Source organism: Hymenobacter piscis, from assembly GCF_018760735.1.
GTDB lineage: Bacteria > Bacteroidota > Bacteroidia > Cytophagales > Hymenobacteraceae > Hymenobacter > Hymenobacter piscis.
Genome location: NZ_JAHHZN010000008.1, coordinates 44695 through 57057, shown reverse-complemented (window position 1 = coordinate 57057; position 12363 = coordinate 44695). Strand labels below are relative to the sequence as shown.

Annotated in this window: 10 protein-coding genes and 1 tRNA gene; 8 read left to right on the top strand and 3 right to left on the bottom strand. The window is 62.9% G+C overall.

The genetic code is table 11. The features are described from left to right. Window positions 1-18: 18 nt before the first annotated feature. The 8 genes from KLP40_RS10515 to KLP40_RS10480 all read left to right on the top strand — a co-directional run bounded on the left by KLP40_RS10515 (window position 19) and on the right by KLP40_RS10480 (window position 7716). Window positions 19-228, top strand: coding sequence for a hypothetical protein (locus KLP40_RS10515; RefSeq protein ID WP_215593737.1), 210 nt, complete (start codon window positions 19-21; stop codon window positions 226-228). A gap of 171 nt (window positions 229-399) precedes the next feature. Next, a tRNA-Lys gene (locus tag KLP40_RS10510) sits at window positions 400-475 on the top strand. 440 nt (window positions 476-915) lie between these two features. Then, window positions 916-2319, top strand: a complete 1404-nt coding sequence (locus KLP40_RS10505; protein WP_215593736.1) for an undecaprenyl-phosphate glucose phosphotransferase — start codon at window positions 916-918, stop codon at window positions 2317-2319. Window positions 2320-2450: 131 nt separating this feature from the next. Next, window positions 2451-3233 carry a WecB/TagA/CpsF family glycosyltransferase gene (locus KLP40_RS10500; RefSeq protein WP_215593735.1) on the top strand — a complete coding sequence of 261 codons (783 nt, stop codon included), beginning with the start codon at window positions 2451-2453 and terminating at the stop codon, window positions 3231-3233. A 262-nt stretch (window positions 3234-3495) separates the two neighbouring features. Beyond that, entirely contained in the window at window positions 3496-4389 is an 894-nt protein-coding gene (gene rfbF / locus KLP40_RS10495; RefSeq protein WP_215593734.1) for a glucose-1-phosphate cytidylyltransferase, read from the top strand. Window positions 4390-4568: 179 nt separating this feature from the next. Further along, window positions 4569-5663: an NAD-dependent epimerase/dehydratase family protein gene (locus KLP40_RS10490; RefSeq protein WP_215593733.1), complete on the top strand. Its 1095-nt coding sequence runs from the start codon at window positions 4569-4571 to the stop codon at window positions 5661-5663. Between the two features lie 54 nt (window positions 5664-5717). Further along, window positions 5718-6272 carry a dTDP-4-dehydrorhamnose 3,5-epimerase gene (rfbC, locus tag KLP40_RS10485; RefSeq protein WP_215593732.1) on the top strand — a complete coding sequence of 185 codons (555 nt, stop codon included), beginning with the start codon at window positions 5718-5720 and terminating at the stop codon, window positions 6270-6272. Between the two features lie 103 nt (window positions 6273-6375). Beyond that, window positions 6376-7716 (top strand): NAD(P)H-dependent oxidoreductase, encoded by a 1341-nt coding sequence (locus KLP40_RS10480; RefSeq protein ID WP_215593731.1) that lies wholly within the window; start codon window positions 6376-6378, stop codon window positions 7714-7716. A 355-nt stretch (window positions 7717-8071) separates the two neighbouring features. On the opposite strand, the gene KLP40_RS10475 is transcribed toward KLP40_RS10480, so the two are convergent. The 3 genes from KLP40_RS10475 to KLP40_RS10465 are packed head-to-tail and all read right to left on the bottom strand — an operon-like array spanning window position 8072 to window position 12324. Beyond that, a complete protein-coding gene (locus KLP40_RS10475) occupies window positions 8072-10039 on the bottom strand; it encodes a glycosyltransferase family 2 protein (RefSeq protein WP_215593730.1) in 1968 nt (655 codons plus the stop codon). A gap of 54 nt (window positions 10040-10093) precedes the next feature. Continuing rightward, window positions 10094-11329 (bottom strand): glycosyltransferase family 61 protein, encoded by a 1236-nt coding sequence (locus KLP40_RS10470; protein WP_215593729.1) that lies wholly within the window; start codon window positions 11327-11329, stop codon window positions 10094-10096. A 29-nt stretch (window positions 11330-11358) separates the two neighbouring features. Continuing rightward, entirely contained in the window at window positions 11359-12324 is a 966-nt protein-coding gene (locus KLP40_RS10465) for a GDP-L-fucose synthase family protein (protein ID WP_317196769.1), read from the bottom strand. Window positions 12325-12363 lie beyond the last annotated feature (39 nt).

Sequence of the window (12363 nt, the reverse complement as noted above, 5' to 3'; positions counted from 1 at the left end):
TGCTACCGTTCTATCCTATTGCCCTATCTGCCTTTTACCCACTTTGTAGCACACGGACAACGCATTGAAGGCCTCTATCAGCACGGTGACCAGGCTGCCATTGTACGAAAGGCCGCCATTGCCAAGAAGCGGAGCAGGCCCGAAGCCTATAGGATCGGTTGCGCCTATTTCCAGCTTGGCCAGGATGCGCTGGCGGATTTGCCTGCTGCATCGGATTACAGAAGCTGAAAAGCTGGCCGCGGCAAGGGGTTAACGGGGTGAAGGCTGAAATAATGGATCTGGAAGACAGTGCTTTAGCACTATTTGTAATTTAAAATAGGAGCTAGGGCTTGCCAGATATAAAACGAACCTCTACTTTTGCACTCCCTTCCGAAAAGGCCTGGCCAACGAAGCGGATCTGATTCTGTAGCTCAGCTGGTAGAGCAATACACTTTTAATGTATGGGTCCTGGGTTCGAATCCCAGCGGGATCACCAAAAACCCTCACTACGCTCCGTGGTGAGGGTTTTTTCTTGCCTAATGGCGCCGGGTCAGTAGGAGCCCGGAGTAAGCCAACACGCCCGCGCCGATAGCCGCGTCGTACTCAACCCAACAGAAGCCAACGGCAAGGCGAACCTTCCGAGAGCAAGAAACGCAAGGGAGGCGCAGAGGTAGAACAATTTCCTGAACCCAAAGGCGAAAGCAGCCCAGGCATACGCAGACTGCCGGTTCCCTTTTCCACATTGGGATGGGTCGTTCCCACAAGTGAATCATTCAGGCTAATTTTATAATCTTTATCAAAAATAATTATATTAAATATTGCTTTAAACATAAAAATAGTTTCCTTTGTAGAAACGGACCCTACCGTATCCCACTCCTCGCAACGCTACCCACCCGTTCTATCTGAGCTGCCCACGTACACTTCACTCCCCGTCTCATGGAACGTTACCGGCACTACACGGACACTTCCCGCCTCATTCTGCCCCTGGTAGACGTACTACTGATTTTCGGCGCCTTCCGGCTGGCGGGTCTGCAGCAACTGGGTAGCTGGCATTTCGGGGGGTATTACCCTTTCTTCTTCGTCATTTTCGCCTTGCTGTGGTGGATTTTGTCGGGGCAGTTCGCCAACCTCTACCGCACTGACCGGCTCATCACCTATCCCGAGAAGCTGCTCTACCTGATGCGCACGTTTCTGCTGCACGCCGGTGTGGTGCTCCTCGTGATTGTGGCGCTGAAACTGTACTGGCCCCCGGCCCGCTACCTGTTTGCCGTGTACAGCTTTGCCGTGACGGCCGTAGTAGCGGGGCGCTTTCTGATGACGTTTGTGTATCGCACCTACCACCGTCACCTGGCGCGGCCTCACAGCCGCTTCGTGATAGTAGGGGCGGGGGCCAGCGGACGGGAACTGTACCGCTTTCTGGAGTCGCACGACCCGATTGCCAATCAGTTCATGGGCTTCTTCACCGATGCGCCCGACAAAGTGCCCGCCGAGCTGCAAGCCACGGTGCGCGGCCGCCTCGCGGAGCTTAAGGCCTACTGCCTGCAGGAGCAGATTGACGCCATCTACTTTGCTATGCCGCTGGACCGGCGCCAGCTGATTGAGGACCTCTCACGCTTCGCCGACGAGCACTTCCTTTCCTTCCGCATTGTCCCCGATTTCCGCGGTACCGTCCGTAAAGATGTGAACGTTTACTTCTACGACCACCTGCCCATCCTCACCATTCGCCACGAACCCCTGGGAATGGGGGCCAATCTGGCCGTGAAACGGGCTTTTGACGTGCTATTTTCCCTGGCTGTTATCGTGCTGGTGTTTCCGCTGGTGCTCACGGTGCTGGCCCTGCTGATTAAGCTCGATTCGCCGGGCCCCGTGTTCTTCAAGCAGCTGCGGCCAGGCAAGCGCAACCAGCTGTTTCCGTGCTTCAAACTGCGCACCATGCGCACCGACCACGGCCGCACCGAGCTGCAGGCCACCAAGGGAGATGCCCGCATCACGCGGGTGGGCAAGTATCTGCGCAAGTACAACCTCGATGAGTTGCCCCAGTTTTTCAATGTACTGCTGGGACACATGTCGGTGGTAGGGCCGCGCCCGAACATGATTTCCCAGCTCGAAGAATACAGCAAGCACATCCGCACCTATCAGATGCGCCACGCCGTGACGCCCGGCATTACGGGCTACGCCCAGGTGAACGGCTTCCGGGGCGAAACCCGCGAAGCCGGTACCATGGAAAAGCGGGTCGAGTACGACCTCAAGTACATGGAAAACTGGTCCTTTGGCCTGGATATGAAAATTATCTGGCTCACCCTCTGGAATATGGTGCGCGGCGAAAAGAACGCCTACTGACAGTGAGGCAGTCAGATACTGTGGTGGTGAAATGGTGAGTTGGATGTTCTCATTCTCCTGATTTCCCCGTTTGCGCCGTAAGGCCCACCTGACCGTCAAACCCGCCATTCCACCCTATCACTACCTCACCGATGCTACCCAAGCTGCCCGTTCTGGACTCGTGGATTTCCACCGGTGCGCCGGCCGATTTCGTGGCGGCTATTCTGAAGCTCGGAGCTCTGCGCGCCTCGGCCTACGTGTGTTTTGCCAACGTGCATATGGTGGTGGAAGCCCAGCGCGATGCCGGGTTTCGCCAGATTCTGCGTAACGCCGCTCTGGTAGCCCCCGATGGCAGCCCGGTGGCGGCGGCGGTACACTGGCTGAATGCAGGGTCGCCGCCCCAGCCCCGCGTGGCCGGTATGGATCTGCTGCCGGAGCTGCTGACCGCCGCCGCCGCCAGCGGGCAGTCGGTGTACTTCTACGGTACCACCGAACCGGTGCTGGCCGCCATGGTAGCCCGGGCCCGGCGCGAATTACCTGCCTTGCGCATCGTAGGCACCTGTTCCCCCCCCTTTCGCCCCCTCACGCCCGCCGAGGATGCCGCCGAAGTAGCCGCTATCAACGCCGCCGACCCCGATCTGCTGTTTGTGGCTCTGGGTTGCCCCCGGCAGGAGCGCTGGATGGCCGCCCACCAGGACCGTGTGCGGGCCTGCATGCTGGGCGTGGGGCAGGCCTTCCCGGTATATGCCGGGTTAGAGCCCCGCCTGCCGCGGTGGGCCCGGCGCTTGTGGCTGGAATGGGCCTACCGGCTGTGGCTGGAGCCCCGCCGTCTCTGGAAGCGCTATCTGGTAACCAATTCCCGCTTCGTGTACCTGCTGGCCCGCCGCTCGGTGGCGCATCTGGTAGGCCGTCCCGCACCCCGGGCCACTGCCTGACGCTCAGTCAGGTGCGCGGACCCAGACAAAGCAGTATCCTTCAGGCTAGGGCAGGAGAAAGGAGCCAGTATGCTCTTACAGGATAATTGCGCTCTTTTATTTTATCATTGTAAAAAATAGTAATAAAAAATATTGACAAGATTATAATTTACTGTATATTTCAGAAACTTTAGCCCCAGCACAGCGGCCGTCTGAAATCAGCTTATTGTCTGCTCTGCCACCCGTCTTTCAGGCTTTTTTCATTGACTCATTCCGGCATCTTATGAAAGCAGTAATACTAGCGGGTGGCTACGGCACCCGAATTAGCGAGGAAAGCGGCGTGCGGCCCAAACCCATGGTTGAAATCGGGGGCAAGCCGATTCTGTGGCACATTATGAAGATTTACGCCCACCACGGCATCCGCGACTTTGTGGTCTGTTGCGGCTATAAGGGCCACCTGATCAAGCAGTACTTTTCTGATTATTTCCTGCACAACTCCGACGTGACGTTCCGTATGGACCGCAACGAGATGCAGATTCATCGCAACCACGCCGAGCCCTGGACCGTGACGCTGGTAGACACCGGCCAGGAAACCATGACCGGTGGCCGCCTGCGCCGGGTGCGCGACTACCTCACGCCCGGCGAGCCATTCTGCCTGACCTACGGCGACGGGGTAGGCGACGTGGACCTGCGGGCGGCCGTGCGTTATCACCGCGAGCAGGGCGCCTTGGCCACGCTCACGGCCGTCCGCCAGCCGGGCCGCTTCGGCGTGTTCAACCTCACGGAGGAGAGCGAGCGAATCGGCAGCTTCACGGAAAAGCCCGAAGGTGGCGAAACACCCTGGATCAACGGGGGATTTTTCGTGCTCGAGCCGGCCGTGCTCGATTACATTGCCGACGACGACACGGTCTGGGAAAAGGGGCCGCTTGAGCGCCTGGCCGCCGAGGGCAACCTGGCCGCCTTCCGCCACACCGGGTTCTGGCAGCCCATGGACACGCTCCGCGACAAGAACATGCTGGAGGAAATGTGGCAGCAGGGCCGCGCCCGCTGGAAGGTCTGGAGCGATACGCCCGAGCCCCTGGAACCCGACCCCGTCCTGGCCGACATTCTGGCCCTGCCTCTGGTGGCTCCCAGCCACGAGCGCGTGGCTGCGCCCACCATCATGCCCGCTGATTAAACTGATTAAGTGGTAAGTGAGTGAGGCGATGCATGCGGGCAGTAACAAGCGAGTATCGCCTTGGGCAGCCGATTAGGGCGCTGCTACCGCATCATGCAGGCTCACCATGTTCTTATCGGGTTTCACGCAGGCAGTTATTTGCTCACTCGCTCATTCACTGAGCCTCTCATTCACACCTTATGCAACGCATCCTGATTACGGGCAACATGGGCTACGTGGGGCCCGGCGTGGTGCGCCATTTGCGCCAGCAGTTTCCGCACGCCGAACTCATCGGCTTCGATATGGGCTACTTCGCGCACTGCCTCACCGGCGCACAGCGCCTGCCCGAGTCGCGTCTGGACCGGCAGCTGTTCGGCGATGTGCGCCACCTGCCGGCCGGCCTGCTTGAGGGCGTGGATGCAGTAGTGAGCCTGGCCGCCATCAGCAACGACCCCATGGGCCAGACCTACGAGGACGTGACCCTGGACGTGAACTACCGCGCGACCATTGAGCTGGCCCGCCGGGCCAAGGCAGCCGGCGTGAGCAGCTTCGTATTCGCCTCCTCCTGCAGCATGTACGGAGCCGGGGGCGAGGGCGCCAAAACCGAATCGGCCCAGCTTAACCCGCTCACGGCTTATGCCCGTTCCAAGGTGATGAGCGAGCAGGACCTGCGCCCGCTGGCTTCGGACGATTTCCTCGTTACCTGCCTGCGCTTTGCCACGGCCTGCGGCTGGAGCGACCGGCTGCGCCTGGATCTGGTGGTGAACGACTTCGTGGCCGGTGCCGTAGCATCCGGCGAAATCAGCATTCTGAGCGACGGCACGCCCTGGCGGCCCCTGATTCATGTACAGGACATGGCCCGCGCCATTGAATGGGCCATTGGCCGGCCGGCCGAGGTGGGCGGCAACTTCCTGGCCGTGAACACCGGCTCCGACCACTGGAACTACCAGGTGCGCGACCTGGCCCACGCCGTAGCCGACTCGCTGCCCGGCACTCTGGTGAGCCTGAACGCCGATGCTCCCCCGGATAAACGCTCCTACCGCGTCGATTTCAGTCTCTACCGCGAGCTGGCCCCGGCCCACCAGCCCCGCCGCACGCTCCTGGATGCCATCGACGAGCTGCGCGATGGTCTGCTGGCCATGAATTTCCGCGACGAAGCCTTCCGCTCCTCCGAACTGATGCGCCTGCGGGTGCTCACCAGCCTGCGGGAGTCGCGCGAGCTGACCGACGACCTGAGCTGGCGGGCGTTGGTGAGTGCCCGCCCCGCTGAGGTGGCCCAGACCGTAGAAGCGTAGCCGCGTCCGCCGCCGGCCCCTGTTTTCGTTTTCATCTTTCCAACCGTCTCTGTTATGATTTTCACCGAAACCGAACTGCCCGGCGCCTTTATTATTGACGTGGACCGCATGGCCGATGAGCGCGGTTTTTTTGCCCGCTCCTGGTGCGAGGACGAGTTTGCGGCCCACGGCATCCTGATGCCCCCGTTGCAGGCCAACGTATCTTCCAACCCCCGGCGCGGCACCCTGCGCGGCATGCACTTCCAGCTCGCGCCCTACGAGGAAACCAAGCTGGTGCGCTGCACCCGCGGGGCCATCTACGATGTAATTGTGGATCTGCGCGAGGAGTCGCCAACCTACGGGCAGTGGCTGGGCGTGGAGCTCACCGCCGACTCGTTCCGGATGCTGTTCGTGCCCGGCCGCTTCGCCCACGGCTTCATCACGCTGCAGGACGATACCGATGTTTGCTACCAGGTATCGGCCAAGTACACGCCGGGCCACGAGCGGGGCCTGCGCTGGAACGACCCCGCCATCGGGATTCAGTGGCCTTTCGAGCCGGTGCTCGTTTCCGAAAAAGACCAGCGCCACCCCGATTTCGAGCTCAACGTGCCGGTAGAGGAAATCAATTAAAAGGGCAGAAGCAGGCAACAAAAAACGGTTCAGAGGGTGCTTGAGCCCCCGGCGCCATCTGAATTCCTGAAATTTTACTTTCCATTTTCTAATTCAGAAGCGCATGCTCATCATTGATACTGCCCTGCAGAAACGTCAGCGTGAAGGCCGTCCGATTCGGGTGGGCATGGTGGGCGCGGGCTTCATGGCCCGGGGCGTGGCCCGGCAGATTTGCTGCTACGTGCCCGGCATGGAACTGGTGGCCATTGCCAACCGTACCCCCGAAAAAGCCCGCGCCATTTACGCCGAAGCCGGTGTGCTGGAGGTGGCCGAAGTAGCGTCCGTAGCTCAGCTCGAAGCCTCTTTGGCCCAGGGCCGCCCCGCCATCACCGCTGATGCCCTGCTGCTGAGCCGGGCCGCGGGCATCGATGCCATCATCGAGGTAACCGGGGCCGTGGAGCACGGCGCGCATGTCGTGCTCGAAGCCATCCGCCACGCCAAGCACGTGGTCCTGCTCAACGCCGAACTCGACGGCACAGTGGGGCCCATCCTGAAAGTGTACGCCGACCGGGCCGGAGTGGTGTATACCGTAGCCGACGGTGACCAGCCGGGCGTGACGCTCAATCTGGCCCGCTTCGTGAAAGGGCTGGGCATCCGGCCGGTGCTGTGCGGCAACATCAAGGGCCTCCACGACCCTTACCGCAACCCCACCACCCAGGAGGGCTTCGCCCGGCAGTGGGGCCAGAACCCAAGCATGGTCACAAGCTTTGCCGATGGCAGCAAAATCAGCTTCGAGCAGGCCGTAACGGCCAACGCCCTGGGCATGCAGGTGGCCCGGCGGGGCATGCTGGGCCCTACCGTGGCGCCCGGCACGCCCATCACCAAGGCTGCCGAGTGGTACCCGCAGGAACTGCTGCTCAGCGGCGGCCCCGGCATCGTGGATTACGTGGTGGGCGCCGAGCCGGGCCCGGGCGTGTTCGTGCTGGGCACCATTGAGGATGCCGTGCAGCAGCACTATCTCAAGCTCTACAAGCTGGGCGCGGGGCCGCTCTACTGCTTCTACACCCCCTACCATCTCTGCCACTTCGAAACGCCGACCACCGTGGCCCGGGCTGTGCTCTTTCAGGATGCGGCCCTGGCCCCCGCCGGGCCCATGTGCGTGGAAGTGGTGACGGCCGCCAAAATCAATCTCCACGCCGGGCAGGTGCTCGATGGTATCGGGCATTACCACACCTACGGCCTGGCTGAAAACGCCGACATCACCCGCCGCGAAAACCTGTTGCCCCTGGGCGTGGCCGAAGGCTGCATTCTGCGCCACGACGTGCCCCAGGACCAGGTGCTTACGTACGACGATGTGCTGCTGCCCGAAGGCCGTCTCATCGACCAGCTGCGCCGGGAGCAGGCGCTTTATTTTGGCGAAGCAGTTATTTCGCACGGCCCGCCGGTTTCGGAACCCATGGCCTGATCCGGCCGTGCCTGTGCAGTTGCCCGCCGTGAGACAAGCCAGGCGGCGGATCAATAAGGCAGATAATGCCGAGGACGCCCAAAGCCGAGACTGGTTTCGTTAACCTGATTTCGGGGCCGTTGTCAGGCAGGGACGGCTGTATAAGCAACTCCTGGTGCCCCGCCCGCCAACGCGCAGCCCCTTCTTCCGTGTCAAAAAGCAGATGACAACGGGAGAAGGGGCTGCGCGTTGGCGGGCGGGGCACCAGGAGTTTCAGCGTCACAGTGGAATTTCGACCGGATATCAGCGGGCAGAGCTGGCGCTGGTGGGAGGAGGAAAGATCCTGGGGCAGCATACGGGCACCCGGGCACGCGCTTTAGCTGACGGGTGTGAGCCAGGCCAGGGAACGGGGTTGCGGGGGCGTCCAGCGCAGGCGCATAAACAGGTGCATAAACAGGTGTACCGGCCGCCAACGTAGTGGCAACCCCATCTGATGCAACTCGGGTAGCTTAAGGAGTTGCAGCGTCCGGCGCGCCGCGGCCGGGTCCTGCTGACGCAGAGAACGGTAGGCCCCGGCCAGCACGAATTGTGCAAAAAAGTGAGCCTGGGCCCTGGCCAAACGGTCGGGGGGGAGCAGTTGCTGCGCACGCGCCTTATGGAAGATGCGCAGCAGCAGCTGGATGGTCTGTTCGTTGAAAACGCCCGTGGTGGCGGCGCCCTCGTGCACGGTGTAGGCACAGGTGGTAACCGGAACGCGGTAAACGCCCACCTGGGCAAAAACCCGCAACCAGAGGTCGGTGTCGTCGGTGGTGCGCTGGGTAAGGTCGGGGCCGCCGGTGCGCTGGTACACGGTTCGGCTCACCACCATGGCCGGTACCCGCACCAGGGAAGAGTTCGAAAGCAGAAATTCAACCGCCGTGTCCGGGGCCAGGTACTGCTCGCGGGCCGGGGTCTGGTGCTGAATAATCCGGCGGCGGGCATCTACCACATCAACCCCAAACAGCACGGCGTGCTGCTGGCCCCGCGTACGATGCAACACCCGGAGTATGTTGGCCAGGCCACCAGGTTGCAGATAGTCGTCGTCGTGGAGCATGAGGATGTACTCGCCACGGGCTCGTTCTACGCAGGCCACCCAGTTGGTGGTGCTGGTTCCGCCGGCCGCATTGCGGTAATAGCGCCACTGGTGGGCGGGCTGCCCGGCCAGTACGTGGGCCGTTAGCTGCTGGCCGTAGTCGTTGGCGGTAGAGTTGTCGGATACCAGCAGTTCTACTTCGGGGGGCAAGGGCCCCACGGAGCGCAGGGCGCGGGCCAGCAGGTCGGGGCGATGATAGGTGGGCACGCAGATACTGAGCAGGGGGGGAGCTGCCGGCGGGGCGGGGCGGGTGGCTGGCGGAGGCCACCCGTGGCGGGCCCGCTGCTGCACTACCCGGCGGCTGGTGAGCACGGCGCGCCAGTGGCGCCAGAAGTAGCGCACGGCCTGGAGCGAGGCCCGCTCGGCCACCAACGAATACGCCACAATGGCCAGTTGGCGGGGCAGAGCCCGGAGCAGCAGGCCCGGCGCCTGATGGGTGGTGGTGTTCTTGAGCAGCAGCAGCCACTGATTTTTTACGGCATCCGCCTTGATAGCCCCGCTCAGACGGCGGCGCAGTTGCAGGTTGGCGGGCAGGAACTGGCGCGGGTGCAGGGCCCGGCACGCCGGCTCCAGCACCGTGCGCCAGCCGTAAAGCCTCCCCCGCCAGGCAATGTCCCAATCTTCCTTGTGGGCAAAAAAACGGGAGTCGAAGAACTCCCCTTCCACCCGCAAATCGTTGATGAAGCGGCGGCGGAACAACGGGAGGGCCCCATCGGCGCCGTCCACGCTCGTGGTGGTGAGAGCCGGTATTTCGCTCAGGCGGCGGCCGTGCAGGCGTAGGCGGTAGCGGCCATCGGGCAGGGCCACCATGCCGGCGCTGTCGATGCGCGGATCAGGTTCCCGGCTTTGCAGCAGCAGGCCGCAAACGGTGCCGATGCGCTCATCCTGGTGCATGGCGGCAACGGCCCGGGCCAGGTAGTCGGGGGCCATTTCCACGTCGGGATTCACCAGTAGCACCAGGTCGTGGCAGGTGCGGTCGAGGGCGTAATTGTGGCCGCCGCAGAAACCGGTGTTGGTCGGCAGCGCGTGCAGGTGCAGCCGCGCATCGGTGGCCGCCAGGGCCGCCACCCGGGCCCGCGTATCGTCCTGGGAGGCATTGTCAACCACCCAGACTTCAAAATCTGGGTAGGACTGGGCCAATACCGACTCCAGGCAGGCGTCGATGGTGGCGGCACTATTCCAGGTAACAACGGAAAGCAGAACAGAAGACATAGGCAGCGCGAAAGAACAGCGGGAAACGAAAGAGCGGCAAGGCCGGGGGCCGGCTCAGAGCACCGGAGGGCTGGCAGGGCGGACCAGGGCCGTATCCAGCAGCCGGCGCAGGGCCGCCAGGTCCACGGTCAGGTCGTCACGCTGGGCGTTGGTACGGGAGGTACTCACCCGGGGCGAGGTGCCCACCAGATACTGGTGCCCGATGCCCAGCCGGGAGGTGAACTCCAGGTAATCGGCCACCACAAAACCGGGCGGGAACAGCTCGATGAGCTGAGCGCCGGCCGGACTGAAGACCAGGTTGGCCAGGCCGGCTCCCACCGCTGCCACCACCACCTGGGCCTGCGCAAAAAGAGCTGTTTTTTCGGCCTGGGAGTAAGGCGTGAGCACGTGGGTTTCGAAGCCGTACGCACGCAGCAAGGCTTCCAGGGCCGGCTCGTTGAGGATGCGGCGGCCGGGAGCGTCGCGGCGGCTGATGTAGATGCGGGGGCCGAAGCGGCGCTCTACCGGTGGCGGGGGCAGCAGGTGGCAGCGCAGAAAATCGAGGGCCCAGGTGGGCGTGTGGGTGAGGTTGCCCCGCACGCTGGAAGTGGCCAGCAGCGTGCGCGCCCGCAGATGCGGGTGGGTGGCCACGTCGAGCAGGCGCTCGGGCCCGATGCCCAGCGCAGCCATGGTTTCCCGCACGAAGGAGGTGGTTTTATCGTAGACGACAAAGTAGTCCACGGCTTCGAGAAGGCCGGCTTCCCGCACCAGGTGCAGGCGGGGCAAGGAGTCAATCAGCCAGTGGTAGTAGTTGCCGCTGGCGGCGCCCCCGCCCGAAAGCAGGCTGCAGACGGTACCGGCAATTTCCAGCGGCGGCTCGAAATAAGCCTGGCGGAAGATGTTGTTGTCCTGGGGCGGGCATAGGCTCCAGTGCTGACTGCTGTACTGAAACGAGACGTCGCCCACCAGGTAGCCGTCGGCCGCCATGATGGCGACGCTGTCGAAATTATCGGCGTAGAGACGGCCATTGGTCAGCTCCACTACGAAGGCGGGCGGTACCTTTTCCTGGCGATGAGGTTTGCCGTGCAGGCCCGAAAATTCGGAGGCCAGGGCGTAAAACGCATCGGGAACAGTAAGGTAGGAGGTATAGCCGGGCACCACCCCGAAATAGGCGGCCCCGCTGCCCGGGCGCGCAGCCAGTTCCCGGCTGCTGCCGTGCACGCCCCCGGGCCGGTACTGAATCAGGTGAGGCGTCCATTCGCGCAGCCAACGACCCGCTTTGCGCCGGGCCCGGATCAGTATATCGTGCATATTCGGCAGAGCTATAACACCGGGAAAGATCAGGCGCCGGCTAGCTGAGGCTCGGCGTATCGGGTGGTGGCCTGCTGCCACTCGCTGGAGCTGAGCACGGCCGTGATGCCCTCCCGCAGCCCGGTGCGGTGCTGCCAGCCCAGGGCGTGCAGGCGGCTCACATCCAGGAGCTTGCGTGGGGTGCCGTCGGGCTTGGAAAAGTCGAACAGGATTTCGCCGGCGTAGCCCGTGAGCTCGGCCACCAGGTCGGCCAGCTCCTGAATGCTGATGTCGCGCCCCGTCCCGATGTTGATGGGAGTCGCCTCGTTGTAGGTCTGCAGCAGGTGCAGGCAGGCATCGGCCAGGTCGTCCACGTGCAGAAATTCGCGGCGGGGCGTGCCCGTTCCCCACACTGCTACCCGGGGCAGGCCCCGGGCCACGGCCTCCGAGAACTTGCGCAGCAATGCCGGCAGCACGTGGGAGTTCTGTAGGTCGTAATTGTCGCCGGGGCCGTAGAGGTTGGTGGGCATCACGGAGATAAAGTTGCAGCCGTATTGGGCGCGGTAGGCTTCGCAGAGCTTGAGGCCGGCAATCTTGGCAATGGCGTAGGGCTCGTTGGTGGGCTCCAGGGGACCGGTCAGCAGGTATTCCTCCCGGATGGGCTGGGCCGCCAGTTTGGGATAAATGCAGGACGAGCCCAGAAACAGCAGCTTGCGCACGCCCCGGCGCTGACTTTCGCGCAGCACGTTGCTTTGAATCATCAGGTTGTCGTGCAGGAAGTCGGCGCGGTAGGTGTTATTGGCCACGATGCCGCCCACTTTGGCGGCGGCCAGCAGCACGTACTCCGGGTTTTCGAGGGCGAAAAAGTCCTCTACGGCGGCGCAGTCGCGCAGATCCAGTTCCCGGGACGTGCGCAGAATCAGGTTGTGGTAGCCAGCCTCGTGCAGGCGTCGTACCAGGGCGGCGCCCACCATGCCTCGGTGACCGGCTACGTATATTCGGGCGTCAGGATGTATCATCTTCAGGCGTGTTGAGGGAAGGAGGAGGTAGATAAT